23 protein-coding genes are annotated in these 25,800 nt (G+C 65.9%); 13 read left to right on the plus strand and 10 right to left on the minus strand.

The window, feature by feature from the left end:
• Positions 1–14 precede the first annotated feature (14 nt).
• From GGR90_RS04955 to GGR90_RS04970, 4 genes are all read right to left on the minus strand, one after another.
• Positions 15–179, minus strand: a complete 165-nt coding sequence (locus GGR90_RS04955) for a hypothetical protein (RefSeq protein ID WP_167919835.1) — start codon at positions 177–179, stop codon at positions 15–17.
• A gap of 229 nt (positions 180–408) precedes the next feature.
• On the minus strand, positions 409–1,767 hold the full coding sequence (locus GGR90_RS04960; RefSeq protein ID WP_167919837.1) for a DNA recombination protein RmuC: 1,359 nt from the start codon (positions 1,765–1,767) through the stop codon (positions 409–411).
• 58 nt (positions 1,768–1,825) lie between these two features.
• Entirely contained in the window at positions 1,826–2,302 is a 477-nt protein-coding gene (locus tag GGR90_RS04965; RefSeq protein ID WP_167919839.1) for a vgr related protein, read from the minus strand.
• Positions 2,303–2,308: 6 nt separating this feature from the next.
• On the minus strand, positions 2,309–2,857 hold the full coding sequence (locus GGR90_RS04970; RefSeq protein ID WP_167919841.1) for a copper chaperone PCu(A)C: 549 nt from the start codon (positions 2,855–2,857) through the stop codon (positions 2,309–2,311).
• A gap of 168 nt (positions 2,858–3,025) precedes the next feature.
• Between GGR90_RS04970 and dnaK the strand changes: the two genes are divergently transcribed.
• Both dnaK and dnaJ read left to right on the plus strand, forming a co-directional pair.
• Positions 3,026–4,948 carry a molecular chaperone DnaK gene (gene dnaK, locus GGR90_RS04975; RefSeq protein WP_167919843.1) on the plus strand — a complete coding sequence of 641 codons (1,923 nt, stop codon included), beginning with the start codon at positions 3,026–3,028 and terminating at the stop codon, positions 4,946–4,948.
• A 120-nt stretch (positions 4,949–5,068) separates the two neighbouring features.
• Positions 5,069–6,190, plus strand: coding sequence for a molecular chaperone DnaJ (dnaJ, locus tag GGR90_RS04980; RefSeq protein WP_167919845.1), 1,122 nt, complete (start codon positions 5,069–5,071; stop codon positions 6,188–6,190).
• 115 nt (positions 6,191–6,305) lie between these two features.
• On the opposite strand, the gene GGR90_RS04985 is transcribed toward dnaJ, so the two are convergent.
• Positions 6,306–8,612 (minus strand): patatin-like protein, encoded by a 2,307-nt coding sequence (locus GGR90_RS04985; protein WP_167920821.1) that lies wholly within the window; start codon positions 8,610–8,612, stop codon positions 6,306–6,308.
• Positions 8,613–8,954: 342 nt separating this feature from the next.
• Here GGR90_RS04985 and GGR90_RS04990 point away from each other — a divergent pair, with 342 nt between their 5' ends.
• The 3 genes from GGR90_RS04990 to GGR90_RS05000 all read left to right on the plus strand — a co-directional run bounded on the left by GGR90_RS04990 (position 8,955) and on the right by GGR90_RS05000 (position 14,529).
• On the plus strand, positions 8,955–11,126 hold the full coding sequence (locus GGR90_RS04990) for a TonB-dependent receptor (RefSeq protein ID WP_167919847.1): 2,172 nt from the start codon (positions 8,955–8,957) through the stop codon (positions 11,124–11,126).
• Between the two features lie 2 nt (positions 11,127–11,128).
• Complete coding sequence (locus GGR90_RS04995) at positions 11,129–12,214, plus strand: PepSY-associated TM helix domain-containing protein (RefSeq protein ID WP_167920822.1); 1,086 nt, start codon at positions 11,129–11,131, stop codon at positions 12,212–12,214.
• 146 nt (positions 12,215–12,360) lie between these two features.
• Positions 12,361–14,529, plus strand: coding sequence for a primosomal protein N' (locus GGR90_RS05000; RefSeq protein WP_167919849.1), 2,169 nt, complete (start codon positions 12,361–12,363; stop codon positions 14,527–14,529).
• On the opposite strand, the gene GGR90_RS05005 is transcribed toward GGR90_RS05000, so the two are convergent.
• The 4 genes from GGR90_RS05005 to GGR90_RS05020 are packed head-to-tail and all read right to left on the minus strand — an operon-like array spanning position 14,526 to position 17,298.
• Positions 14,526–15,284, minus strand: a complete 759-nt coding sequence (locus GGR90_RS05005) for an isocitrate lyase/PEP mutase family protein (RefSeq protein WP_167919851.1) — start codon at positions 15,282–15,284, stop codon at positions 14,526–14,528. The genes GGR90_RS05000 and GGR90_RS05005 overlap by 4 nt on opposite strands.
• A gap of 41 nt (positions 15,285–15,325) precedes the next feature.
• Complete coding sequence (locus tag GGR90_RS05010) at positions 15,326–15,757, minus strand: nuclear transport factor 2 family protein (protein ID WP_167919853.1); 432 nt, start codon at positions 15,755–15,757, stop codon at positions 15,326–15,328.
• 12 nt (positions 15,758–15,769) lie between these two features.
• Complete coding sequence (ada, locus tag GGR90_RS05015) at positions 15,770–16,831, minus strand: bifunctional DNA-binding transcriptional regulator/O6-methylguanine-DNA methyltransferase Ada (protein ID WP_167919855.1); 1,062 nt, start codon at positions 16,829–16,831, stop codon at positions 15,770–15,772.
• Positions 16,828–17,298, minus strand: a complete 471-nt coding sequence (locus tag GGR90_RS05020; RefSeq protein ID WP_167919857.1) for a DUF1203 domain-containing protein — start codon at positions 17,296–17,298, stop codon at positions 16,828–16,830. Before GGR90_RS05020 ends, ada begins: the two co-directional genes overlap by 4 nt.
• A gap of 102 nt (positions 17,299–17,400) precedes the next feature.
• Between GGR90_RS05020 and GGR90_RS05025 the strand changes: the two genes are divergently transcribed.
• From GGR90_RS05025 to GGR90_RS05035, 3 genes are read left to right on the plus strand one after another with little or no spacing between them, the layout of a single operon-like run.
• Complete coding sequence (locus GGR90_RS05025; RefSeq protein WP_167919859.1) at positions 17,401–18,936, plus strand: S1C family serine protease; 1,536 nt, start codon at positions 17,401–17,403, stop codon at positions 18,934–18,936.
• A 31-nt stretch (positions 18,937–18,967) separates the two neighbouring features.
• Entirely contained in the window at positions 18,968–19,216 is a 249-nt protein-coding gene (locus GGR90_RS05030; RefSeq protein ID WP_167919861.1) for a type II toxin-antitoxin system Phd/YefM family antitoxin, read from the plus strand.
• The gene (locus GGR90_RS05035) at positions 19,203–19,490 is read left to right on the plus strand and encodes a type II toxin-antitoxin system RelE family toxin (protein ID WP_167919863.1); all 288 of its coding nucleotides are present in this window, start codon (positions 19,203–19,205) and stop codon (positions 19,488–19,490) included. Before GGR90_RS05030 ends, GGR90_RS05035 begins: the two co-directional genes overlap by 14 nt.
• On the opposite strand, the gene GGR90_RS05040 is transcribed toward GGR90_RS05035, so the two are convergent.
• Positions 19,487–20,170 carry a dienelactone hydrolase family protein gene (locus tag GGR90_RS05040; RefSeq protein ID WP_167919866.1) on the minus strand — a complete coding sequence of 228 codons (684 nt, stop codon included), beginning with the start codon at positions 20,168–20,170 and terminating at the stop codon, positions 19,487–19,489. The two genes, GGR90_RS05035 and GGR90_RS05040, sit on opposite strands and share 4 nt — an antisense overlap.
• A gap of 254 nt (positions 20,171–20,424) precedes the next feature.
• On the opposite strand from GGR90_RS05040, the gene GGR90_RS05045 reads away from it, so the two are divergent.
• The 5 genes from GGR90_RS05045 (at position 20,425) to GGR90_RS05065 (ending at position 25,423) form a co-directional block, all read left to right on the plus strand.
• Positions 20,425–20,991, plus strand: coding sequence for a F0F1 ATP synthase subunit delta (locus GGR90_RS05045; protein WP_167919868.1), 567 nt, complete (start codon positions 20,425–20,427; stop codon positions 20,989–20,991).
• Positions 20,992–20,994: 3 nt separating this feature from the next.
• Positions 20,995–22,524 carry a F0F1 ATP synthase subunit alpha gene (atpA, locus tag GGR90_RS05050; RefSeq protein ID WP_167919870.1) on the plus strand — a complete coding sequence of 510 codons (1,530 nt, stop codon included), beginning with the start codon at positions 20,995–20,997 and terminating at the stop codon, positions 22,522–22,524.
• A gap of 51 nt (positions 22,525–22,575) precedes the next feature.
• Positions 22,576–23,451, plus strand: a complete 876-nt coding sequence (locus GGR90_RS05055; RefSeq protein WP_167919872.1) for a F0F1 ATP synthase subunit gamma — start codon at positions 22,576–22,578, stop codon at positions 23,449–23,451.
• A 58-nt stretch (positions 23,452–23,509) separates the two neighbouring features.
• Positions 23,510–25,045 carry a F0F1 ATP synthase subunit beta gene (gene atpD / locus GGR90_RS05060; RefSeq protein WP_209023562.1) on the plus strand — a complete coding sequence of 512 codons (1,536 nt, stop codon included), beginning with the start codon at positions 23,510–23,512 and terminating at the stop codon, positions 25,043–25,045.
• Between the two features lie 120 nt (positions 25,046–25,165).
• Entirely contained in the window at positions 25,166–25,423 is a 258-nt protein-coding gene (locus tag GGR90_RS05065; protein ID WP_120217359.1) for an ATP synthase F1 subunit epsilon, read from the plus strand.
• The last annotated feature ends 377 nt before the right edge of the window (positions 25,424–25,800 follow it).

Genomic DNA, 25,800 nt, shown 5'->3' on the forward strand with positions numbered 1-25,800 from the left:
ATCTCGCGCTTCAGCTAAGGCTTCAGCAACTTAAGAAAGCTCTTCAATGCTTGCATTGCTTCCGAAAAATTCGGAAACTTGCATGCAGATACCGCAATCCATCGGCCTTCTGGAGTGGTAATAAACCACTGCCAAGCGTTCGGCTCAACTTCAGCGCAATATTTGTGCAGCATCGACATAGCTGTTCTCCTCTATGGAGGGCCACATCAGACGAACCGCGATTATTGTTCAGCAAGAATATAAATAGGACTTCCGAAAACCCCGTCGCTGCAATGAAATACAATCTCTCGGGAGGATAGTCAGATCTTCTAAGGGAATCTTAGCATCACCGTCACGGCACGTTCCGCTCATTTCAATCTTTATGGGCCCATATTACATTCCTCCCATTAATGGGGTCAGCTGGTCAAGCTAGGCATCGACGCCGTTCTCCGTTGGAGGCTCGGTCGTCGGTATTCGAGTAATGAGACGAGCATTCTGCTCCGCCGCGGGCGGAGTCGCAAGTGACTTGTCTCCAGTTTCTATGTCCAAACTCTCGAAACGTCGCGCTTGCGTCAGCACCTGCGACTCGAAGCTGCCAACAAAGGCATTGTACGCACCCGTTGCCTGATCAAGATTGCGACCAACCCGCGCGATATGGGAGCCCATCACTGACATGCGCGCATAGAGCTCTTTGCCAAGAGCCGCGATCTCTCGCGCCTGTCCTGCAACCTTCTCCTGCCGCCACACCGCCGCGACGGTGCGCGCGATGGCGATGAGGTTGGTCGGGGTGGCAAGCAGCACCTTGCGTTCGAAGGCATAATCCCAAAGCTCATGGTCCTGATCGAGCGCGGCGGCGAGGAAATGTTCGCCGGGGACGAACATCACGACGAAATCGGGCGTGTCGTCGAACTGGTTCCAATAGCTTTTGGCGCCGAGCGTGTTGACGTGCGCCTTCATCGCCGCGGCATGCGCGGCGAGGTGCGTCACCTTCTCGCGCTCGTCGACCGCGCCGAAGGCATCCTGATAGGCGTTGAGCGACACTTTGGCGTCGATGACGAGGCTCTGCCCGCCCGGCACTTTCACGACGACGTCGGGGCGCAGCCGCCCGCCGTCGCCGTCCGCGACGCTGACCTCGGTCTGGAAATCAGCGTATTCGGAAAGCCCGCAGCTTTCGAGCACATTGCGGAGTTGCTGTTCGCCCCAGCGCCCGCGCGCCTTGGGCGCGTTCCTGAGCGCGTTGACCAGCTTTGCCGCTTCGCTCGAAACGCGCTCGTTCTGTGCCCGCATCGATTCGATCTGCCCTTGCAGAATTCCGAAGGCACTCTGCCGATCAGCTTCGACCTTGCCGACAGCCTCCTCATATTTGGCGAGTCGCTGGTGAACCGGCTGCAGCAGTGCCTCTAAACTCTTCCCCGCGGTCGTCTCGCTTTCCTTGAAACGCGCCTCGGCGCGCTCGAGGAACGCCTTTTGTGCTTCGCCCAGCATCGCCTGTCCAACCTCGCGAAACTGCGCGGTGAGCGCGGCCTGCGCGTCCTTCAATTGCGCGATCTGCGCATCGTGCGCCGCGTCGCGCGCCTTTTGTTCGCTGAGCAGCGCCGCGAGCCGGATATCCGCCGCCTTGCGCGCCTCGGCCTCGGCCGCGAGGTCGGTCACGGCACTCCTGAACCGCTCCGCGAGACCGTCGCGCTCGGCCTGGAGTCCTCCCGACTGCCGTCCGGCAAACAGCCAGCCGATCAGCGCGCCGATGGCGAGGGCGACAAGGGCGACGATGAGCGAGCTTCCATCCATGGCGGGAACATAGGACGAACGCCGCCCGTCTGGCTAGCCGCTATTTATCGCCGGGCCGTCACGCCGCGCTCCACGACGAGGGCAGTATGGCGCGATAGGCCTCCACCCCCGGCGCGCCGCCCACCACCATGCCCTGCGTCAGCAGCCAGTAATGCCGCACGATCTCGGCCTGTTGCTCAAGCCCGTAGCGCGCGAGCGGCCAGCCGGGTTTGAGGCTGTAGCTGTAGGTCGCAAACGGATGGCGCATCAGCACCAGATACCAGCGCCCGCGCGTTTGCGCCTGCCACACATGCGTCATTTCATGGATGAACAGCCCCTGGAGCCGCTGCGACGCCGCGCTGAAATCGTCGCAATAAAGATCGCCATGCGGGTTGAAGTGGATGCTGCCCATCGGCGCCATCACGATATGGCGCGGCTGGAAGAATATCCATTTATGGTGGCAGATGCGTACCCGGTCATAGGCGATCGCGTCGCCGAACACCGTCCGCGCGAGCGCGATCTCGCCAGCCGTCAGCGGTCGTGACGAGCGCGGCACCGATGCTTACTTCTTCGCGGCGTCCGGCGCCGCCCCTTCGGCGCCTTTCTCCATCGAACCATGGTCCATCGCGCCATGACCGGCCGCTTCGGCGCCGCCTTCGGCCGGCTTGATCACCAGGTCGAAGAGGATGCGTTCATTATTATTGTTGGTGAAGACGAACGCCATCGGCAGTTTGCCCGCGCGCACCGCGGCGCCGTTGATGCCCCAGATCATCAGATGCTTGCCGCCCTGCTTGAACACGAGTTCGCCCTTGGCGGGGACCGCGGCGCGGAGCAGCGGCTTCATCGTCGTCACATTGTTCTCGCGCACGCTTTCGTGCATCTCGACGCGCTGCGCGAGGTCGCTGGTCACCGCGACCAGCTCGACGTCGCGCGGGCCGCCTTCGACGCGGAAATAGCCGACCGACGGGCGATCGGGCGTCGCCCCCATCACGATATGGCCGCTGACCACGTTGAGCGGCTGCCCGGCGCCGAGATTTTCGCCGCAGCCGGTCAGGCTGAGCGCGGCGACGGCAAGGGCGGCGCCAAAGAGACTCGAGGCGAAGGGTTTCATTTTGGGAGGACTCCGTAAAAGCGCGACAAATTCGCACCCTCGATAAGCCGTGAAAGCCCTTGTGCCAAGGATTAGCGCACCTATATCGCGCCCATGTAACCCCCATGGGATCAACAGGACGGCGTGCCTTTTCAGGGCGCCGGAAGAAGCAACAAGGACGTATTATCAATGGCCAAAGTGATCGGGATCGACCTCGGCACCACGAACAGCTGTGTCGCGGTGATGGAAGGCGGAAAACCCAAGGTTATCGAAAATGTCGAAGGCACGCGCACGACCCCGTCGATCGTCGCCTTTGCGAAGGATGGCGAGCGCCTGATCGGCCAGCCGGCGAAGCGCCAGGCCGTCACCAACCCCGAAAACACCGTTTTCGCGGTGAAGCGCCTGATCGGCCGCCGGTTCGACGATCCGATCACCAAGAAGGACACCGAGCTGGTCCCCTATACGATCGTCAAGGGCAGCAACGGCGACGCGTGGGTCAAGGCCGGCAATGAAGATTATTCGCCGTCGCAGATTTCGGCCTTCATTCTTCAGAAGATGAAGGAAACCGCCGAGGCCTATCTCGGCGAAAAGGTCGAGCAGGCGGTGATCACCGTTCCCGCCTATTTCAATGACGCGCAGCGCCAGGCGACCAAGGACGCCGGCAAGATCGCGGGCCTCGAAGTGCTGCGCATCATCAACGAGCCGACCGCCGCCGCGCTCGCCTATGGCCTCGACAAGACCGAGAACAAGACGATCGCGGTCTATGACCTTGGCGGCGGCACCTTCGACATCTCGGTGCTCGAAGTTGGCGACGGCGTGTTCGAGGTGAAGTCGACCAATGGCGACACTTTCCTCGGCGGTGAGGATTTCGACAGCAAGCTCGTCGAATATCTCGCCGACGGCTTCAAGAAGGACGAAGGCATCGACCTGCGCGGCGACAAGCTCGCGCTCCAGCGCCTGAAGGAAGCCGCCGAAAAGGCGAAGATCGAGCTGTCGACCGCCGCGACGACCGAGGTCAACCTGCCCTTCATCACCGCCGACGCCAACGGGCCGAAGCATCTGGTGAAAACGATCACGCGTTCGGACCTCGAAAAGCTGGTCGAAGAGCTGGTGAAGCGCACCCTCGAGCCGTGCAAGAAGGCGATCAAGGATGCCGGCATTTCGGCGAGCGAAATCGACGAAGTCGTGCTCGTCGGTGGCATGACGCGCATGCCGCGCGTGCGCGAAGTCGTGAAGGATTTCTTTGGCAAGGAACCGCACACCGGCGTGAACCCCGATGAAGTCGTCGCGATCGGCGCCGCGATCCAGGCGGGCGTGCTGCAGGGCGACGTCAAGGACGTGCTGCTGCTCGACGTCACCCCGCTGTCGCTGGGTATCGAGACGCTGGGCGGCATTATGACCAAGATGATCGACCGCAACACGACGATCCCGACCAAGAAGTCGCAGGTTTATTCGACCGCCGACGACAATCAGTCGGCGGTGACGATCCGCGTGTTCCAGGGCGAGCGCGAAATGGCGCAGGACAACAAGATCCTCGGCCAGTTCGACCTCGTCGGCATCCCGCCCGCACCGCGCGGTGTGCCGCAGATCGAGGTGACCTTCGACATCGACGCCAACGGCATCGTGTCGGTCCACGCCAAGGACAAGGGCACCGGCAAGGAACAGCAGATCAAGATCCAGACCTCGGGCGGTCTTTCGGATTCGGACATCGACCAGATGGTCAAGGATGCCGAGCAGTTCGCCGAGGAAGACAAGACGCGCCGCGAGGCGGCCGAGGCGAAGAACAACGCCGAAAGCCTGATCCACTCGACCGAACGCCAGATCGCCGAGCATGGCGACAAGGTCGACGCGGGGCTGAAGTCCGAGATCGAAGCCGCGATCGCCGAAGCCAAGACCGCGGTCGAAGGCGGCGATGCCGCCGCGATGACCGAAAAGGCCGGCGCGCTGGCGCAGGTCGCAATGAAGCTCGGCCAGGCGATCTACGAGAAGGAGCAGCAGTCGGCCGCGTCCCCCGGCGCCGACGAAGATGCCGGCGCCAATGCAGGCGGGGCGAAGACCGACGAAGACGTTGTCGACGCCGAATTCTCCGAAGTCGAAGACGACAAGAAGTAAGATGGACACGCGCCGCCGCGTCATAAATAGGGACTGTCCCTATTTATTGAGCGCGGCGGCCCCGTCGCCTTCAGGAACAGGGAATAAATAGGGACAGTCCCTATTTATGGATTGAACGCCATGTCACTCGACATCGATTATTACGAACTGCTCGAAGTCGAGCGCAGCGCCGACGATGCGGCGCTGAAGGCGAGCTATCGCAAGCTCGCGATGAAATATCACCCCGACAAGAATCCGGGATGCGGCGACAGCGAAGCGCGCTTCAAGGCGATCAGCGAAGCCTATGACTGCCTGAAGGACCCGCAGAAGCGCGCGATGTACGACCGCTTCGGCAAGGACGGCGTACGCGGCGCGAACGGCGGCGGCAATGGCGCCGATTTCGGCGACATCGGCGACATTTTCGAATCGATCTTCGGATCAGCGTTCGGCGGCGCGCGCCAGCAGCGCGGCCCCGCACGCGGCGCGGACCTGCGCTACGACATGGAAATCCGGCTCGAGGACGCTTTCGCCGGCTGCACGCGCGAGATCGAGGTCGACGTCGCCGCGCGCTGCGAGACGTGCGACGGATCGGGCGCCAAGCCCGGCACCCGGACCAACCGCTGCCAGACCTGCGCCGGCCACGGCAAGGTGCGCGCGCAGCAGGGTTTCTTCATGGTCGAGCGCACCTGCCCGACCTGTCAGGGCGCGGGCGAGGTTATCGCCGACCCGTGCAATTCATGCCATGGCGAAGGCCGCGTCGACCGGCGCAAGACGCTGACCGTCAACATCCCCGCCGGGGTCGACGAGGGCACGCGCATCCGCCTGTCGGGCGAGGGCGAGAGCGGCGCGCGCGGCGCCGCGCCGGGCGACCTCTACATCTTCCTCCACATGGCGCGGCACAAGCTGTTCGAACGCGAAGGCACGACGCTCTTCACCCGCGCGCCGATCAGCTTTACGACCGCGGCGCTCGGCGGCGAGATCGCCATTCCGGGCCTCGACGGCAAGAAGCACGACATCTCGATCCCCGCGGGCATCCAGTCGGGCAAGCAGCTCCGCCAGCGCGGCGCCGGCATGCCGGTGCTGAACGGCCGCGGCCACGGCGACCTCGTCGTCCAGATCGATGTCGAGACGCCGACGAAACTCACCGCGCGGCAGAAGGAATTGCTCTGCGAATTCCGCGAGACCGAGACCGGCGAGGAATGCCCTGCATCGCAAGGTTTCTTCGGCCGCATCAAGGAAATGTGGGACGATCTGACGGATTGATCGGTCTCGCTGCCAACCTCTCCAACATTGTCATTCCCGCGAAAGCGGGAACCCAGGTGCGAAGTAAGCCGAAGCACACTCTGGGTCCCCGCTTTCGCGGGGATGACGAGGATGGCTAGCCTATCTCCCCCCTCAACTCCGCGATCAACGCCTTCACCTTCGGCAACCGCCCCTCCTCCTCGTCGAGGATCGCGTGGAACGCACGCCGCTTGAGCGCCTTCAGTTCCTCCGCCGGCACCGCGCCGTCGCCGTTCACGCTGCTCGCGACGATGTCGCACAATCGGTCGGCGCCGTGGAGCCGCCCCCAGAGATAGTCATTCTCGCGGTAGGCGCGGCTGAAAAAGGCGCCGAAGCTGTTGAATTCGACCCCCTTCAGCATCGCCGCCGCGCCGCCGGTGCGGATCGCGGTCGCGTCCGACGGCGAGATGCGGTCGATCTTGATCGGGTCGAACTCGTCGAACCCCTCGCCCTGCAGCAGCGGCAGCGTCGCGATGTCGTAAAAGGGGTAGCCGAGATAGGCGAAAAGCATCGTGCGCCGGTCGTCCTTGGGCAGTTTTTCGAGCGCTGCGGCGATGACGATATCGGTTTCGGCATCAAGCGCGACAAGGTCGCGGCGCGCGGCGATCGCGTCGATCCATTGCCCGGGCTCGGTATCGGCGGGCACGTCGAGGTCGGCGAGCCAGGCATCGCCCTCGCGCTCGAGATATTGGCCGAGCGCGGCGAAAATCGTCTCGCGCATCTCCTCGCACACCGGGTCGCGTTTCTCGCGCGTCGCCTCGACCGACGTGTCGAGTTCGCGCGCGAGGAAGCGCAGGCGGCGGATGCGAAAGCCGAGGTCGTGGGTGCGGAAAAACTCGATCGCCTCGCTGCTCGCGCCCGCGCCTTTCTTGCCCGAAATCCGGTCGAGCCCGCGCGCGCGCGCCTCGGTCCACATCGCGATGCGGCGGTTGACGACATGCACCGGCCCCTCGGGCGGGACGAGCCGGTCGACGATGTTTCCGAGCTCGTCGATCACCGCCGACAGCTTCAGATGACCATAGGGCGCGAAGGCGAAACCCGCGCGCGCCGCCGCCTGATCCTGCGCCTTGGCGCGCCATTTCGCGAGCCGCGCCGGGGTCGGCGTGTCGAGGAAGAAGGTCGTGCCGAACAGCGCCGCGACCTGTTCCTCGACCTCGACCTTCATCGCGTCGATGATGTGCTGCATACGGCGGATGCGGCGCGACATGCCCTCGATCATCTCGATATTCTCGCGGATCGGCTGTTCGCGCGGGATCGCCGACAGCGAGCCGAGGATCGTCGGCAGGAAGCCCGGAAGCTGCCCCTCTTCGTCGGGTTCGCCCGGCTTGCCGATGCTGATCGCCTTATAATCGGGCTTGGGATCGATATAGATGAAACGGCGGTCGATCTCGCGACGTGCCGGGCGCTGCTTCAGCGCCGCGATCGCCGGACGGAAGGGCGCGTTCGCGAGCACCGCGCCGTCGATCAGCACGCGGTCGGCGGGGTCGCTATCGGCATCGCGCGGCAGCTGCGCACGGATGAAGGCGTCGCGCCCCGGCCAGCCCGCGCCGCGCTTTTCGAGCGCACTGTCGAGCTCGCGCAGCGTGAAGGGCGGAAAGGCGCCCGGAAAGCTCGCGGTCGCGCGCGCCGCGGCGACGAGCGCCGGCACATCGTCGAGCCGCTTGCCCGCGCGGCCGTTGTGCCGGAATTGCATGACCAGCCGATGTTCCTGCTCGGTCACGCGCGGCGGGCTGTTGAGCGTCAGTTGCTCCTTGTGCCCGGCAAAATCGGTCACCGAGACGATCAGATCGACCGGCTGCGCGGCGGGCATCAGCGGCGGGCCCTGCGCCCCCGCATCCATCGCGTCGAACGCGTCCAGAAGCAGGTTGGTGAAGGTCTCGCCGCCGAAGGGCGGTTCGAACCAGCGCGCGCGCACGAAGCGCGACAGCTTGGCGCGCACCTCGTCCTGCGCCGTTTCGCCGACGGTGCGGTCGATCGCGTTGCCGCGCCGCTTCATCGCCCAGCCGGCGATCGGAACCGCCCAGAATTTCGTCATCGCCGACAGCGGCCGCGCATCGGGATCGAGCAGGCTGTCGACGTCGGCGTCCTGCAACCATAGCTCGGTCAGCGGATCGAGCGATTTGCCCGTCGCGAGCCCGCGCGCGAGGAAGATACCGTTGATCCCGCCCGCGCTCGCCCCCGCGATGATGTCGGGAAGCACGCGCAGCTTGATATTGCCGCGATCCGCGATCGCGGCGAGCAGGTCGCGATAGACGCCCCCCGACCCCGCGATCGCCTCGCCATCGTGAAAGGCGCGCGATGCGGCGGCGAGCCGCCATATCTCCTTGGTGATACCGTGCATATAGACGGCAAGGCTGATGCCGCCGTAGCAAATCAGGGCGAAGCGCAATTCCTTTTCCCGCATGGTCAAGCTGATAGCGGGGTTTGATGCGCCGCGTCACCCCTTGCAGGGCGATCATGTGGGGCGGGGTGGTTTCCCGACCTTCCCTATCTGTCATCCCGGAAAGAAACATCCTCCCTGTGCCGCAGGCATGGGGAGGTGGCAGCCCGAAGGGCTGACGGAGGGGCTATAACGCACCGTCGCAGCCCCTCCACCACCGCCTGCGGCGGCGGTCCCCCTCCCCACGGCTTCGCCGCAGGGAGGATTAAAAGGCAGGTCCCACCCCTCATCCGCCACCCTCACGCAAAACCTCTTGCTTTTGCGAATGTGTCGCACTAGCGCGCGCTCCGAAACAGGAGTCTATAGATGAATCGCAAATTCGCCCTCGCCGCGCTTGCCTGCACGGCGCTTTCCTCGCCCGCCGTCGCGCAGGATGTCGCGCCCGCCGCTACGGCGGAGGGCGAAGACGCGATCGTCGTCACCGCCGCGCGCACCATATTGCCGCCGAGCGCGCTGCCGCTGACGATCGACATCATCGACAAGGACGCGCTCGACCAGCAGCTCGCGATTTCGGGCTCGGTGACCGACGCGGTGTCGACGCTCACCCCCAGTTTCTCGCCGACACGGCAGAAATTGTCGGGGTCGGGCGAGACGCTGCGCGGGCGCGCGCCGCTCTATGCGATCAACGGCATCCCCCAATCGACCCCGCTGCGCGACGGCAGCCGCGACGGCTTCACCATCGACGGCTTCTTCGTCGACCGGGTCGAGGTCATCTTCGGATCGAATGCGCTGCAAGGGATCGGCGGCACCGGCGGGATCATCAACCAGGTCACCGTCGGCGCCCCGGCCGAAGAAGGCGTGTCGGGCCGCACGCTGCTCCAGGCGACCGCCGACAATGATTTCTCGCGCGCCGGAATGGGCGGCAAGGCGGCGGGCCTCGTCCAGTACAAGGCCGGCCGTTTCGACGCCTCGGTCGGCGCCGCCTACGAGCTGCGCGGGCTTTTCAGCGACGGCGAGGGCCGCCCGGTCGGCATCAACCTGACGCAGGGCGAGACGATGGATTCGAAGGCGCTCTCGCTCTTCGGCCGCTTCGGCTATGCGGTCACCGACACGATGCGGCTCGACCTGATCGCGAGCCGTTTCGAGCTTGAGGGCGACGGCGACTATGCCCCGGTCGCGGGCGACAAGCTCGGCGGATTGCCGACGAGCGCCGAGCCCGGCTTGCCGCCGGGCGTGCCCGCCACCAACCGCACCGAAAGCGTCGCGCTGTCGCTCACCGACACCGACCTTGGCGGCGGCAATTTCGTCAGCCAGATCTTCTGGAACCGCAGCCGCGACACCTTCGGCGGCGAGCCCAATCCGATCGCGAGCTTTCAGGACCCGACGATCGCGCCGGCCGGCACATTGTTCGACCAGTCGCAGAACCGCAGCCGCAAGATCGGCGGCAAGCTGAGCTATGAGCGCGCGGTTCCCGGTTTCGAGGCGCTGACGCTGATCGCCGGCTTCGACGCGCTGTGGGACGAGACCGAGCAAAGGCTGATCGCGACCGGCCGCGCGTGGGTGCCGCCGACCGAGTTCCGCAGCTTCGCCCCCTTCGGACAGGCCAATTTAAAGCTGCTGGACGGCGCGCTGCGCCTGGCGGGCGGCGCGCGCTATGAAAATGTGAAGATCAAGATCGCCGATTATCACACGCTGGCGGCGACGACCTATGACGGCAGCGACCCGGCGACCTATGGCGGGGTCGATGTCGCGGGCGGCAGCCCCGGCTTCGAGGATGTGCTGATCAACGGCGGGATCATCGTCGAGCCGCTGACGGGCATCCGCGCTTATGCGAGCTATGCCGAGGGCTATACCGCACCCGACGTCGGCCGCATCACCCGCGCGGTGGAAGAAACCGGGGTCGACATCGACAATTTCCTCGACATCTCGCCGATCGTTTCGAACAACCGCGAGATTGGCATCGAGGCGAAGCGCGGCCCGCTCGACGCCAGTGCGACCTATTTCTGGTCGACGAGCAAGAACGGCCAGCGGCTGCGCGCCGGCGGCGACGGCATCTTTACCGTCCAGCGCGAGCGCGTCGAGATTGAGGGGCTGGAGATCAACCTGTCCGTCCGCATGCCGATCGACGGGCTGACGCTGTCGACGGGCTATGCCCATATTACGGGGCAGTCCGACACCGACGACGACGGCGTCGTCGAAACCGACCTCGACGGCGCGAACATCTCACCCGACCGCCTGAATCTCGCCGCCGCTTATGCGAAGGGCCCGCTGTCGGCGCGGGTGCAGACGCAATTCTACCTGTCGCGCAGCTTCGACGGGCCGGACCGCGACCCGCGCAACGATTTCGAAGGCTATATGCTGACCGACGCCTTCCTGCGCTATCAGACCAGCCTCGGCGGCGTCAGCCTCGCGGTGCAGAATCTGTTCGACAAACAATATATCAGCTACGCGAGCGACACCCAGCGGCCGACCGATAATTTCTTCAACTTCGCCGGGCGCGGGCGGACCTTCACGCTCGGCTGGGATTACCGCTTCTGATGATGAAGCTGCTCGACACGCTGCATCGCTGGACGGGGGGCCTGATCGGCCTCGTGCTGGCGCTCATGGGCCTGTCGGGCACGATCCTGCTCTACGAGCATCTGTGGATCGGGTTTCCGGGCACCGGCGACCCACTTCGCGGCGACCTCACGACGGTCGCCGCGACCACCGAAAAGCTGATGGCGACGCCGGGCGCGCAGGGCATCATCTATGCCGACGCGCGGTTCGGGCTGCACCAATTGCGCTTCGCGGAAGGCGAGGGCGCCTATGCCAGCCAGTCGGGCGAGATCGTCACGCGCTGGGCGAGCCAGTGGGAGCGGCCCGAACTGTGGATCTTCGACTTCCATCATCATCTGTTCGCAGGCGACAATGGCGAGTGGGTGATCGGAATCGCCGGGCTGTGCGGGCTGTTCTTCGTGATTTCAGGCGTCATCCTGTGGTGGCGGACGCGTAAGACCTTCCAGTTCCGCCTCTGGCCGAAGCGAATGAGCCGCCCCGCGATCGTGATGCACCACCGCGACCTCGGCGTCGTCGTCGCGCCGCTGCTGCTAATCTCGATCGTCACCGGCACGATGATGATCTTCCGCCCCTTCGCCCTGGGGGTGGTCGCGCCCTTCGGTCCGGTCGCCGAAACCGCAAAGGCGCTCGACCCGCCGAAATATAGCGGCGGCCCGCTCGCCGAAAAGCCCGATTACACCGCGATGCTGACCGAAGCGCGGCGCCGCTTCCCCGATGCCGAGTTCCGCATCCTCAGCCTGCCGCGCAAGGATGGCGACCCGATCGGCCTGCGCATGAAGCAGCCCGCCGAATGGCTGCCCAACGGCCGCACGACGCTCGCCTTCGACGCCGCGACGGGCGAAGTGCTCGGCGCGCGCGACGCGCTCGCGCTGCCCAGCGGCGCGCAGGCATTCAACATGGCCTTCCCGATCCACGCGGGCAAGGTCGGCGGCTGGGCGTGGCGCATCATACTGACGATCTCGGGCCTGTCGCTGACGATGCTCGGCAGCTTTGCGGTCTGGTCCTTCTGGTTCAAGCGGCCGAAGCCGGCGAAGCGGGCGGTGAAGAAGGCGGCGCTCGCCTCCACCTGACCATCATCGTCACCCCGGACTTGATCCGGGGTCCATGCCGCGGGCGCGGGAATGGATGCCGGATCAAGTCCGGCATGACGAAAGAATGGGAAGTCCCCCAGCACCGCTTTCCTATTTTCCCCGCGCGCCTATATCCTGCCCGACCCATGACCCGCGCCCGCGTCCTTCTTTTGACCGCCGCCCTCGGCCCGCTCGACTATCGCGTGCCCTATGGTAGCGAAGCCCCGCTCGGCAGCGTCGTCGTCGTGCCGCTTGGACCGCGGCGGATGGGCGGCGTGGTGTGGGAGGATGCGAGCTTTGGCGCGCCCGAGCCCGTCGGCGACAATCGCCTGCGCAACCTGTTCGAGGTCGTGCCCGTCCCGCCGGTGCCCGCGCCGCTGCGCAAGCTCGTCGAATGGACGAGCGACTATTATCTCGCCCCGCCGGGATCGGTGCTGCGCATGGTGCTTCCCGGCGCTGCTTTCGCCGACGCGCGGCGCCCGATCGTCGAATATCGCGCCACGGGGGAACTGCCCGCGCGGATGACGCCGCAGCGGACCGTCGCGCTCGAAAAGATCGGGACGCGGCAAGGGCTGGTGCGCGAACTCGCCGCGCTCGCCGAGGTCAGCGAGGCGGTGATCCGCGGGCTGGTGAAAGCGGGCGCGCTCGAAGCCGTCGCGGTGTCGGCCGACCAGCCCTATCCCGAACCCGATCCCGGCTTCGCCCCGCCCGACCTGTCGGACGAGCAGACCGCCGCCGCGGGGCAGCTTCGCGACGCGGTCGCCGCGGCGAAGTTCGAAACGCTGCTGCTCGACGGGGTCACCGGATCGGGCAAGACCGAAGTCTATATGGAGGCGATCGCCGCCGCGATCGACGCGGGGAAACAATCGCTTGTCCTGCTCCCCGAAATCGCGCTCACCGAGCCGATGCTGACGCGTTTCGCCGCGCGCTTCGGCTGCGAGCCCGTCGCGTGGCACAGCGGTCTGCGTTCCACCGAGCGCCGCCGCGCGTGGCACAGCATCGCGGCGGGCGAAGCGAAGATCGTCGTCGGCGCGCGCTCGGCCTTGTTCCTGCCCTATGCCAAGCTCGGCGTGATCGTCGTCGACGAAGCGCATGAGATGAGCTTCAAGCAGGAGGACGGCGTCCATTATCACGCGCGCGACGTCGCGGTGATGCGCGGACATTTCGAGGGGCTGCCCGTCATCCTCGCGAGCGCGACCCCCGCGCTCGAAAGCCTCGCGATGGTCGAGGCGGGGCGCTACCGCCATATCGTCCTTCCCGCGCGCTTCGGCGGCGCGACCTTGCCCGATCTTGCCGCGATCGACATGCGGCAGGACCCGCCCGACCGCGGCCGCTGGCTCGCGCCGCCGCTCGTCGACGCGCTCGCCGACCGGCTCCACAAGGGCGAGCAGAGCCTGCTCTTCCTGAACCGCCGCGGCTTTGCGCCGCTGACTTTGTGCCGCACCTGCGGACACCGCATCCAGTGCCCGAACTGCACCGCGTGGATGGTCGAGCACCGCCTCGTCCACCGCCTCGCCTGCCACCATTGCGGCCATGTCATGCCGCCGCCGCGGCTCTGCCCCGAATGTGAGGATGAGGACAGCCTCGTCGCCTGCGGCCCCGGGGTCGAGCGCGTCGCCGACGAGGTGAGCTCACGCTTTCCCGAAGCGCGCGTCGCGATCGTAACCAGCGACACCCTCTGGTCGCCCGCCAAGGCGGCCGAGTTCGTCGACAATGTCGAGGGCGGGCTTGTCGACATCATCATCGGCACCCAGCTCGTCACCAAAGGCTATCATTTCCCGAACCTCACGCTCGTCGGGGTGGTCGACGCCGACCTCGGGCTCGACGGCGGCGATCTTCGCGCATCCGAGCGCACCTTTCAGCAGATCGCGCAGGTCGCGGGACGCGCGGGGCGCGGCGTGAAGCCCGGCGAGGTGCTGATCCAGACGCGCGTTCCCGAGGCGCCGGTGATGGCGGCGCTCGTCGCGAACGACCGTGATGGATTTTATTCGGCCGAGGCCGCGGCGCGCAAATTCGCCGGCGCCCCGCCCTATGGCCGCTTCGCCGCGCTCGTCATCTCGTCGGAGGATATCGAGGTCGCGCGCGGACAGGCGCAGCGGCTGGGGGCGAAGGCGCCCGTCGCCGACGGCCTCGCCGTCTATGGCCCCGCCCCCGCCCCGCTCGCGATGCTGCGCGGCCGCCACCGCTTCCGCCTCCTCCTCCACGCGCCGCGCAGCTTCGACCTGCAAGGGACGATCCGCGACTGGGTGAACAGCGTCGAATGGTCGTCGAAGGCCCGCCTCGCGATCGACATCGATCCTTATAGCTTCGTTTAATAATCGGGTTCGGCGCCGCCCATCACCTGTCCGGCCTGCGCCGCGAGCCAAGCCATCGCGGCCGCCCAGGGCTGGTGCCCGTGGCTGATTCGCGCGACGCCCAATGCCGCGAGTTCCTTGTGCGTCGGCCCGCCCTTGCCGCGCAGGATGTTCACCGGCAGCGGCGACGCGTCGCAGATCGCGCCGATGCACCCGGGATCGAGCAGGAAGGGCACGAACAGCGAGCCCGCCCCCGCATCGGCATAGGCGCGCGCGCGTTCGAGCGTCGCCGCGACCAGCGCGTCGCCATCCTTTGCGACATCCTGCCCGCGGAAGGCGTCGCAGCGCGCATTGACGAAGAGGCCGGTGTCCGCTGCCGCGCGGTAACGCGCCGCCGCTTCGGGAATCGCGAGTAGTTCGTTCGCGCCGGGCAGCCGGTCCTCCATATTGATCCCCGCGGCGCCCGCACCCTTCGCGCGACCGACCGAGACGCCGACCGCAGCCGGATCGGCGCCATAGCCCGATTCCATGTCGATCGTGACGGGCAGGTCGGTGACCGCAAGGATGCGGCCGAGATTCTCGAACACATCCTCGATCGGAAAATCCTCGCCGTCGTCGCGCCCTTGTGCGCCCGCGACGCCGAAGCTGCCGGTCGCGATCGCCTTCGCGCCCGCGCCCGCCACCGCCTTCGCGCTTCCCGCGTCCCAGATGTTGACGAGGATCAGCGGGTCGCCCGGGACGTGCAGCGCGCGGAATTCGGCAATCTTGTCATTCATGGTCTAACTCCATCGTTGTCGGTAACGGCATAGGACGTGGATCAGACGATCGCCGTCGCGGGCGCCGACCCGAAGACCTGATCGTAGCCGCTCTTCGTGTCCATATATTCTCGAATACGCCGGACGCGCCTCCCCCGCATTTCGAAGATGAAGACATAGTCCAGCGCATAGTCGCGTCCGTTGGCGAGCGTCGCGCTCTGGCGCTGCTCGAAGACGACGCGGTCGCCGTCGGCGGTCAGTGAGATCGGATCGATTCGCATCCCGTTGCAAAACAGCCGTGGATAGTCCGCGACAATGAAACGCACGATCGCATCGGCGCCGACCATATGGTCGGTCACGCCGAGCGCGACAGCGGTCGCGTTCCGCGCCGGGGCGCGCCATTCGGCGTCGTCGGTGAGGACGGCGCGGATCCGGTCGGGGTCGCGCGTCGCGAACGCGCGCCAGACGGCGAGCGCGGCTTCCTTGCTCTCCATGGTCGCCTCCCCTCAGAATTCGTCGAGGCGCCGCTGCCCCTGCGCGCCTTCGCGCCGCAGCAACTCGTCCTTGATCGGCAGGCCATAGGCATAGCCGCCCAATGACCCGTCGCTGCGCACGACGCGGTGGCACGGGATCAGCACCGCCACATTATTGGCGCCATTGGCGCTGCCCGCCGCGCGCACCGCGGCGGGCTTGCCGACCGCGGCAGCGATGTCCGAATAGCTGCGCGTCTCGCCCGCCGGGATCTTCCGCAGCTCGCGCCACACCGCTTCCTGAAAGGCGGTGCCCTTCACGTCGATCGGGATATGGTCGAAGCCGTTCACCGGCGCCTCGACCGCGTCGACGACCTGCCCCAGCAGTGCGGCGAAATCATCGCCGCCCTCGACCAGATCGGCCGCGGGAAAGCGCTCCTCCAATGCCTCGCGTCCCTCGGCGAAGCTCAAACGGCATACGCCCTTGTCGGTCGCGGCGACGAGCATATCGCCGAGGCTGGTCGGCACCACCGCCCAGTGGATCGTCGCGCCCTTGCCGCCGTTCACCCACGCCGAAGCCGTCATACCCATGCGTCCCTCCATATTCTCGTAAAAGCGCGACGGCCCCGAAAAGCCCGCGTCGTAAATCGCGTCGGTCACTCGATTGCCCTCGCTCAGCGCGGCGCGCGCGCGTTCCTCGCGCAGCGCTCGGGCATAGGCGGCGGGCGACAGACCGGTGTGGCGGGTGAAGACGCGCTGGAAATGCGTCGGCGAATAGCCGGTGCGCGCGGCGAGATCGGCGAGCGCGAGCGGTTCCTCGCTTTGCTTGATCGCCGCGATGGCCTTGATCACCGCACTTTCGTCGCGCGCGACATCGTCGGGCAGGCAGCGCTTGCACGGGCGTAGCCCCGTCGCGCGCGCCGCGGCGCCGTCGGCGAAGAAACGCACATTCGCGCGCAGCGGGTGCCGCGCGGCGCAGCTCGGCCGGCAATAGATGCCGGTGGTGAGCACCCCGGTGACGAAGCGTCCGTCGAACGCCTTGTCGCGCGCCTGCACCGCCTGCCAGCGGTCGTCGTCCGTCATCAGGTCGCGGCTCATGACTCGTCCCTTTCGATCCGCGCGGCGAAACAGCCGTATGCGGCATTATGGGCATCGATATAGGAAATGCCCTCGTCGGCGAACAGGTCGCGGATCGCGCCATCGGCCTCGCCCGGCGCTGCGATCCGCGCGGTTTGCAGCATGCCCTCCGCATCGAACGCGCGCAGCGCGAGCGAGCGGCCTTCGAACACCGGCGGGGTTTCGTCGCGATAGCGCGCCGCCACGACGCCCGGCCGGACATAGATGGCATAGGCGCTGCGATACGGCGTTTCGACATCATGGCTGGTGTGGTGGAGGAGGATCAGCTCCTCGCCCGCCTTCGCATCCTCGAGGCTGATGCGGCACGGAAAACCGCGGTCCGCGGTTGCGGTGACGCGCCGCGCATTGATCGCGGCGAGACCCGCGTCGTCGAGCGCAAACAGGGGCGCAAAGCGATCGGGGCAAAGCCCCTCGATCAGATAGGTCATCGAAAACATCCTTTCTCGGCTGTTGGAGAAGGAATGCCACGGCGCGATTCGCGCCGCGTCCCGATGCTTGCGTTCAAAGTTCGGGGGGTTAGTGTGCGCGCCATGACCCGCCTGCTCACCCTGCTGCTCGCCCTCTTCGCTCTCGCCCTTCCGGCCCGCGCCGCCGACGATATCAGCGCCGCGTCGCGCAGCGTCGTGCGCGTCGTCACCGTTGCGATGATGGACGGCGAGGTCGTCGGTTTCGGCCATGGCAGCGGTATCGCCATCTCGCCGACGCGCATCGTCACCAATGCGCATGTCGTCGAATCGGCGGCGCGATACCCCGGCAATGTCGCGCTCGGCGTCGTCCCGTCGGAGGGGCAGAAAAGCTACGCCGGCAAGCTGATCGCGATCGACACCGCGCGCGACCTCGCGCTGGTCGAGATCAGCGAGGGGCGGCTGCCCGTCGCCGCCATCTACACCGGTCCGCTCGAATCGGGCGCCGACGTCGTGGCGCTCGGCTATCCCGGCAATGTCGACCTCGCGACCGCGCGCAGCGCCAACGACTATATCACCCCGCGCACCCCGACGCGCAGCGAGGGCAATATGTCGAACCTGCAGACGGTCGACGGCGTCGCGATGTTGATCCACACCGCCAAGATCTCGCGCGGCAATTCGGGCGGTCCCTTGGTCGACCAATGCGGCCGCATCGTCGGCATCAACACCGCGATCACCCGCGCCGACGACGGCGATTCGCCCTTCGCCTTCGCCATTTCCGGGCGCGAGCTGATGCGCTTCCTCGCCGATGCGGACCAGCAATATACGAGCGTCGGCACCCCCTGCCTGTCGATGGCCGAGGCCGACGCGCGCAGCCGCGCCGCGATCGACGCCGACGCGCGCGCGAGCGCGGAGGCCAATGCCGCGAAGAACGCCGCCGCGAAGCTCGACCGCGAACTCAAGGAGGCGCGCGCCGAGGAGGAGGCGCTCGCCGCGCGCGAGAATCGCATCGCGCTCGCGGGCGTCCTGTTCGTGATCGGTGCGCTCGCGGCGGGTGCCGGGCTGATGTTCTATGGCCAGAAGAATATGCGCAAGGCGAAGATCGCGGGCGGCGTCGGCGCGGCGCTGATTCTGGCCGCGGCGGTGCTGTTCGCGACGCGCCCCGACGCGCACGCCGAGATCGCCGAGGAAGCGGCGAAGACGCCCGCCACCGAAGCGCCCGAACTCGCGCAGGGCAGCCTGCTCTGCACGATCCGCCCCGACCGCAGCCGCATCACCGTGTCGGCGACGACCGACGTGCCGATCACCATCGGCAAGGACGGCTGCGTCAACGGCCGCACCCAATATACGCGCGGCGCCGACGACCGCTGGCAGCGCATCCTCGTGCCCAATGAGGAAGCGACCGTCACCGTCGCGTCGATCGACGCTGCGGGGCGCGACTATCGCGTCGAACGCTATCTGCTCGACGCCGAAACGATGGCGAAGGCGCGCGAGACCCGCGCGACGATCACGCTCAAGAGCTGCACGACCGACCCCGACGCGCTCGCGGGCCTCGCCGCGCAGCAGGACGCGATCCGCAGCGCGCTTCCGCCGACGCCCCACGAACGGCTGGTCTATCGCTGTCATCCGGCAGGTGGAGCGGCGGCGGCTGGCGCGCGTTGACATGACCAGTTAAAAGACCTATTAAATGGTCATGGGAAAACCGCTTCTCGCCGACTTCGGCATCAGCATTTCGGAACTCAAGAAAAATCCCTCGGCCGCCATCCGCGCCGCCGATGGCGCGCCCGTCGCGATTCTCAACCGTAACACGCCCGAGGCCTATCTGGTCCCTGCCGAGGCGTGGGAGAAAATCATGGACGCGCTTGACGACATGGTGCTGGCCGACATCGTGCGATCGCGCGCCGGCGAGAAAGGCATCAAGGTCAACATTGACGATCTATGACCTCGAATTCCTTCCGAGCGCACGGAAGGAATGGGACAAGCTTGGAACGGCGGCCCAAAGACAATTCGCGAAGAAATTGCGGGAACGCCTGCATAATCCGCGCGTCCCATCTGCGCGACTTCGGGACATGGCCGATTGTTACAAGATCAAGCTCCGCAAAAGCGGATATCGGCTGGTCTATCGCGTGCTCGACGAGCGGATTATCGTGCAGGTCATCGCGATCGGCAAGCGTGAGCACGAAGAAGCATATCGTGCGGCGGCCAAGCGCCTTTAGCCTCCGCACGTCCTGAACAGCATCAGCGTGCGTTCGCGCGCCAGGTCGGCGCTCGGCTCGTGATAATCCTTGCGCCGGTCGCTGTTGAAACCATGCCCGGCCTCATAGACGAAGATTTGCGCGGTCGGATGATCCTTCGCGATCAGCGCCTCGACGCCTTCCATCGGGATGCCGTCGTCATAGCGACCGAAATGAGCGATCGCGGCGCACTGCGGCGCCTCGTCCTTGAACTGCGTCGGGACGAGGCTGCCATAATAAGCCGATGCGGCCGCGAGGTCGGGGCTGATCTGCGCCATTCGCCACGCGACCGAGCCGCCGTAGCAATAGCCGGTGATGAAGACCGGACCCTTTCCTTTCAGCGCATCGATGCACGTCTGCGCATCCTTCAGGCTCTGCTCGAACGGATGCAGTTCGCGCGCCAGCGCAACCGCGCGTTCGAACCCGGGGCCCGAATAGTCGCTCTCGAACCCCGGATGCTCGCGGTCGAACAGCGCTGGCGACAGCACCTCATAGCCGTCGGCGGCATAGTCGTCGCAAAGCTCGCGAATATGGTCGGTGACCCCGAAAATCTCCTGCACCAGCACCAGCCCGCCGCGCCGCTCGCCCTCCGCCCGCGCATGATAGACGGCGATCCCGGCGCCATCGTCCATTGTCATCCGGATCATCTCGCCCACGCGCATATCCCTCTTCCGTTCGGACTGAGCTTGTCGAAGTCCCGTCCTTCTTTCCGACAACCTTTGAAGAAAGAACGGCCCTTCGACAAGCTCAGGGCGAGCGGGTTTGGGAAGGGGGCCGGAAGACTCCCAACCCCCGCCTTGCATTGCAGCAAAATCGTTGCTACGCGCGCCCCGACTTTGCAGCGGGGGCATTTTCGGATGCCGGGCACATCCGCGCATCCATCCCCCTCGGGATCGTAGGAAAAGGACTTTCGCGCGTGGAGAATTCCGGCGGCATTCAGGGCAACATCACGGCGGGCCTCGCGGGCCGCTATGCGGTCGCGCTGTTCGATCTGGCCCGCGAATCGAACGCGATCGACGCGGTCGCCAAGAGCCTTGCGACGCTCAAGACCGGCCTCGCCGATTCGGCCGACCTGTCGGCGCTGATCGCCAGCCCGGTCGTCAGCCGCACCGACGCCGCGAACGCCATCGCCGCGGTCGCCAAGGCGCTGAAGCTCGATTCGCTGACCGCGAAGTTCCTCGGCGTGCTCGCCGAGAACCGCCGTCTCGCCGACCTGCCCAAGATGATCGACGCATTCGATTCGATCGTCGCCGACCACCGCGGCGAAGTGACCGCGAAGGTCACCAGCGCGCACCCGCTCACCGCCGCGCAGCTCAAGGAGCTGACCGCCAACCTCAAATCCCGTGTCGGGCGCGACGTCACCGTCGCGACGACCGTCGATCCCGCCATTCTCGGCGGCCTCGTCGTCCAGCTGGGCAGCCAGCTGATCGACGGCAGCATCCGTACCCGTCTCAATAGCTTCGCTTCTGCGATGAAAGGCTGAATAATGGAAATCCGCGCCGCTGAAATCAGCAAGGTCATCAAGGACCAGATCGCCAATTTCGGCACCGACGCAACGGTCAGCGAAATCGGTCAGGTTCTGTCGGTCGGCGACGGCATCGCCCGCGTCCACGGCCTCGACAACGTCCAGGCCGGTGAAATGGTCGAATTCGCCAATGGCGTGCAGGGCATGGCGCTCAACCTCGAAGCCGACAACGTCGGCATCGTGATCTTCGGCAGCGACGCCGAGATCAAGGAAGGCGACACCGTCAAGCGCACCGGCACGATCGTCGACGTTCCCGTCGGCAAGGGCCTGCTCGGCCGCGTCGTCGATGGCCTCGGCAATCCGATCGACGGCAAGGGCCCGATCAAGGCCGACAAGCGCATGCGCGTCGAAGTGAAGGCGCCGGGCATCATCCCGCGCACCTCGGTCCACGAACCCGTCCAGACCGGCCTCAAGGCGCTCGACGCGCTCGTCCCCGTCGGCCGCGGCCAGCGCGAACTGATCATCGGCGACCGCCAGACCGGCAAGACCGCCGTCGCGATCGACACCTTCATCAACCAGAAGCAGGCGAACGCCGGCACCGACGAATCGAAGAAGCTCTATTGCATCTACGTCGCGGTCGGTCAGAAGCGGTCGACCGTCGCGCAGATCGTCCGCCAGCTCGAAGAAAATGGCGCGATGGAATATTCGATCGTCGTCGCCGCGACCGCCTCGGAGCCCGCTCCGCTGCAGTTCCTTGCACCCTACACCGGCTGCACGATGGGCGAATTCTTCCGCGACAACGGCATGCACGCCGTGATCGTCTATGACGATCTGTCGAAGCAGGCCGTCGCTTACCGCCAGATGTCGCTGCTGCTGCGCCGTCCGCCGGGCCGCGAAGCCTACCCCGGCGACGTCTTCTATCTCCACAGCCGCCTGCTCGAGCGCGCCGCGAAGATGAACAGCGACAATGGTTCGGGCTCGCTCACCGCGCTGCCGATCATCGAAACGCAGGCGGGCGACGTGTCGGCGTATATTCCGACCAACGTGATTTCGATCACCGACGGCCAGATCTTCCTCGAAACCAACCTGTTCAACGCCGGTATCCGTCCCGCGATCAACGTCGGCCTGTCGGTGTCGCGCGTCGGCTCGGCCGCGCAGACCAAGGCGATGAAGAAGGTGTCGGGCTCGATCAAGCTCGAGCTCGCACAGTATCGCGAAATGGAAGCCTTTGCGCAGTTCGGTTCGGACCTCGACGCGTCGACGCAGAAGCTGCTCAACCGCGGCGCGCGCCTGACGCAGCTTTTGAAGCAGCCGCAGTTCCAGCCGATGCCGTTCGAGGAACAGACCGCGTCGATCTTCGCCGGCACCAACGGCTATCTCGACAAGGTCGCGACGACCGACGTGTCGCGCTACGAACAGGCGATGCTCGCCTATCTGCGCAGCGACCATGCCGGCGTTCTGACGGCGATCCGCGACACCAAGGACCTTGGCGACGACGCCAAGAAGAGCCTTGTCGCGGCGCTCGACGCGTTCGCCAAGATTTTCGCTTAAAGGTTTCCGTTCTTCCGGCTTCGGCCGGGATGACGAAATATAGGGGCCTTCATGGCAAACCTGAAAGAACTCAAAGGGCGGATCAACTCGGTCAAATCGACCCAGAAGATCACCAAGGCCAAGAAAATGGTCGCGGCGGCCAAGCTGCGCAAGGCGCAGGCGGCCGCCGAAGCCGCGCGTCCCTATGCCGAGCGCCTCGAAGGCGTCGTCGCCAGCCTCGCGTCGAAGGTCGGCGGGTCGGACAGCGCGCCGAAGCTGCTCTCGGGCACGGGCAAGAGCGACACGCACCTGCTCGTCGTGCTCAACAGCGACCGCGGCCTCGCCGGCGCGTTCAACTCGAACATCGTCAAGGCGGCGCGCGACAAGGCGCTCGAACTGCAGGCAGAGGGCAAGAAGGTTCTCTTCTACCTGATCGGCCGCAAGGGCCGTCCGGTCATCGGACGCCTGTTCGCGGGCCAGATCACCGAGCTGTACGAAACGACCGGCATCCGCGACATCGGCTTCGACCAGGCGCACGAGATTTCGGCCAAGGTCATGGAGCTTTACGAAGCCGGTGCGTTCGACGTCGCGCATCTCTTTTATTCGAAGTTCCGCTCGGCGCTCCTCCAGGAAGCGACCGGCCAGCAGCTGATCCCCGTTCCCGCCCCGGTCGACGTTCCGGCATCGAGCGGTGCCGCGGTCGAATATGAGCCCGACGAGGAAGCGATCCTCGCCGACCTCCTGCCGCGCAACATCACGATCCAGATCTTCAAGGGCATCCTTGAAAACGCCGCGTCCGAACAGGGCGCGTCGATGACCGCGATGGACAATGCGACGCGCAACGCGGGCGACCTGATCAACAAGCTGACCATCATTTACAACCGCACGCGTCAGGCGGCGATCACGACCGAACTGATTGAAATCATCGCTGGCGCGGAAGCGCTGTAGCACCACCAAGAACGCGGGCGCCGAAGCGCTCTAACCGATCAACCCGAGGAAGAAGACCATGGCTACCGCACCCGCTGAAAAGAAGGCACCCGCCAAGAAGGCCGCAGCGCCCAAGGCCGCTGCGCCGAAGAAGGCCGCCGCTCCGAAGGCTGCAAGCACCGGCACCGCCACGGGCCGCATCGCACAGGTCATCGGCGCCGTCGTCGACGTCCAGTTCACCGGCCAGCTCCCCGCGATTCTGAACGCGCTCGAAACCGACAACAACGGCAACCGCCTTGTCCTCGAAGTCGCGCAGCACCTCGGCGAAAACACCGTCCGCACGATCGCAATGGACGCGACCGACGGCCTGACCCGCGGCCAGCCCGTCGTCGACACCGGCGCGCAGATCTCGGTCCCCGTCGGCCCGCAGACGCTCGGCCGCATCCTCAACGTCATCGGCGAGCCGATCGACGAGCGCGGTCCGGTGAATGCCACCACCACCGCGCCGATCCATGCCAAGGCCCCCGAATTCGTCGACCAGTCGACCGAAAGCAGCATCCTCGTCACCGGCATCAAGGTCATCGACCTGATCGCGCCTTATGCCAAGGGCGGCAAGATCGGCCTGTTCGGCGGCGCGGGCGTCGGCAAGACCGTGCTCATCCAGGAACTGATCAACAACATCGCCAAGGGCCATGGCGGGACGTCGGTGTTCGCGGGCGTCGGTGAACGCACCCGCGAAGGCAACGATCTCTATCACGAGTTCCTCGACGCCGGCGTGATCGCCAAGGACAAGGACGGCAACCCGACCCCCGAAGGGTCGAAGGTTGCGCTGGTGTTCGGCCAGATGAACGAACCCCCGGGCGCCCGCGCTCGCGTCGCGCTCTCGGGCCTGACGATCGCCGAATATTTCCGCGACCAGGAAGGGCAGGACGTGCTCTTCTTCGTCGACAACATCTTCCGCTTCACCCAGGCGGGTTCGGAAGTGTCGGCGCTGCTCGGCCGTATTCCTTCGGCCGTGGGTTACCAGCCGACGTTGTCGACCGACATGGGCGCGCTGCAGGAACGCATCACCTCGACCAACAAGGGCTCGATCACCTCGGTGCAGGCCATCTACGTTCCCGCGGATGACCTTACCGATCCGGCGCCGGCAACCTCGTTCGCCCACTTGGACGCGACGACGACGCTGAACCGCGCGATTTCGGAACTCGGCATCTATCCGGCGGTCGATCCGCTCGATTCGACCAGCCGCGTGCTGACCGCCGCGATCGTCGGGCAGGAGCATTACGAGACCGCCCGCCGCGTTCAGGAAACGCTGCAGAAGTACAAGTCGCTTCAGGACATCATCGCGATTCTCGGCATGGACGAGCTTTCGGAAGAAGATAAGCTGGTCGTCGCGCGCGCGCGCAAGATCCAGCGCTTCCTGTCGCAGCCGTTCCACGTCGCCGAAGTCTTCACCAACATCCCCGGTAAGTTCGTCGCGATCGAGGACACGGTGAAGTCGTTCAAGGCGGTGGTCGATGGCGAATATGACCATCTGCCCGAAGCGGCCTTCTATATGGTCGGCGGCATCGACGAAGCGGTAGCCAAGGCCGCGAAGCTCGCCGAAGACGCGTAATACTGTTCCCCTCCCGCTTGCGGGAGGGGCTAGGGGAGGGCCTGTCGGGGGACCGGCGCCTCTCTTTTGAAACAGTCCCTCCCCCGACCCCTCCCGCAAGCGGGAGGGGGGAGATTGAAGATGGCTCTGAAGTTCGAACTCGTCACCCCCGCCCGCCTCGAGCGGACCGCCGACGTCCATATGGTCACCGTGCCGGGGACCGAGGGCGATTTCTCGGTGCTCGAAGGCCATGCGCCCTTCATGGCGACGCTGCGCAACGGCCCGCTGACCATCTATGCCACCGCGGGCGCCGCGCCCGAAGTGATCGAGGTCGAAGGCGGCTTTGCCGAGGTCAACGAAGCGGGCCTCACGGTGCTCGCCGAGCATATCGCCGGCTGAACGCACGCCACCGCACACAAAAAGCCCGCTTCCGAAGGGAGGCGGGCTTTTTTGTTTGGGGATCATGTCGTGCCGGATGGCGGGTTTCGGCCGATTACGGACATATGATCCTCCCTGTCGCGTAGCGATGGGGAGGTGGCAGCGCGAAGCGCTGACGGAGGGGCTATGCCGCACCGTCGCGGCCCCTCCACCACCGCCTGCGGCGGCGGTCCCCCTCCCCATGGCTTCGCCACAGGGAGGATTAGCTATGTCCGCCCCCCACCCCGTCCTCTCCACGCGCCGCATCTCTCACCCGCCGCATTAGGACAATGTCAAAGTTTCCGCTTTATTCACCGTGTCGGATTGGGGGTTCCGCCCAACATATCGGCGGCATTCCC

Origin of the sequence: Sphingopyxis italica (genome assembly GCF_011926545.1) — a bacterium.
In the GTDB taxonomy this organism is placed as follows: Bacteria; Pseudomonadota; Alphaproteobacteria; order Sphingomonadales; family Sphingomonadaceae; genus Sphingopyxis; species Sphingopyxis italica.

Excerpts from the sequence above, each read along its gene's own strand:
- GGR90_RS04955 (WP_167919835.1), bottom strand. The coding sequence starts at position 179 with ATGTCGATGCTGCACAAATATTGCGCTGAAGTTGAGCCGAACGCTTGG.
- GGR90_RS04960 (WP_167919837.1), bottom strand. The coding sequence starts at position 1,767 with ATGGATGGAAGCTCGCTCATCGTCGCCCTTGTCGCCCTCGCCATCGGC.
- GGR90_RS04970 (WP_167919841.1), bottom strand. The coding sequence starts at position 2,857 with ATGAAACCCTTCGCCTCGAGTCTCTTTGGCGCCGCCCTTGCCGTCGCC.
- dnaK (WP_167919843.1), top strand. The coding sequence starts at position 3,026 with ATGGCCAAAGTGATCGGGATCGACCTCGGCACCACGAACAGCTGTGTC.
- dnaJ (WP_167919845.1), top strand. The coding sequence starts at position 5,069 with ATGTCACTCGACATCGATTATTACGAACTGCTCGAAGTCGAGCGCAGC.
- GGR90_RS04985 (WP_167920821.1), bottom strand. The coding sequence starts at position 8,612 with ATGCGGGAAAAGGAATTGCGCTTCGCCCTGATTTGCTACGGCGGCATC.
- GGR90_RS04990 (WP_167919847.1), top strand. The coding sequence starts at position 8,955 with ATGAATCGCAAATTCGCCCTCGCCGCGCTTGCCTGCACGGCGCTTTCC.
- GGR90_RS04995 (WP_167920822.1), top strand. The coding sequence starts at position 11,129 with ATGAAGCTGCTCGACACGCTGCATCGCTGGACGGGGGGCCTGATCGGC.
- GGR90_RS05000 (WP_167919849.1), top strand. The coding sequence starts at position 12,361 with ATGACCCGCGCCCGCGTCCTTCTTTTGACCGCCGCCCTCGGCCCGCTC.
- GGR90_RS05005 (WP_167919851.1), bottom strand. The coding sequence starts at position 15,284 with ATGAATGACAAGATTGCCGAATTCCGCGCGCTGCACGTCCCGGGCGAC.
- GGR90_RS05010 (WP_167919853.1), bottom strand. The coding sequence starts at position 15,757 with ATGGAGAGCAAGGAAGCCGCGCTCGCCGTCTGGCGCGCGTTCGCGACG.
- ada (WP_167919855.1), bottom strand. The coding sequence starts at position 16,831 with ATGAGCCGCGACCTGATGACGGACGACGACCGCTGGCAGGCGGTGCAG.
- GGR90_RS05020 (WP_167919857.1), bottom strand. The coding sequence starts at position 17,298 with ATGACCTATCTGATCGAGGGGCTTTGCCCCGATCGCTTTGCGCCCCTG.
- GGR90_RS05025 (WP_167919859.1), top strand. The coding sequence starts at position 17,401 with ATGACCCGCCTGCTCACCCTGCTGCTCGCCCTCTTCGCTCTCGCCCTT.
- GGR90_RS05030 (WP_167919861.1), top strand. The coding sequence starts at position 18,968 with ATGGGAAAACCGCTTCTCGCCGACTTCGGCATCAGCATTTCGGAACTC.
- GGR90_RS05040 (WP_167919866.1), bottom strand. The coding sequence starts at position 20,170 with ATGCGCGTGGGCGAGATGATCCGGATGACAATGGACGATGGCGCCGGG.
- atpA (WP_167919870.1), top strand. The coding sequence starts at position 20,995 with ATGGAAATCCGCGCCGCTGAAATCAGCAAGGTCATCAAGGACCAGATC.
- GGR90_RS05055 (WP_167919872.1), top strand. The coding sequence starts at position 22,576 with ATGGCAAACCTGAAAGAACTCAAAGGGCGGATCAACTCGGTCAAATCG.
- atpD (WP_209023562.1), top strand. The coding sequence starts at position 23,510 with ATGGCTACCGCACCCGCTGAAAAGAAGGCACCCGCCAAGAAGGCCGCA.
- GGR90_RS05065 (WP_120217359.1), top strand. The coding sequence starts at position 25,166 with ATGGCTCTGAAGTTCGAACTCGTCACCCCCGCCCGCCTCGAGCGGACC.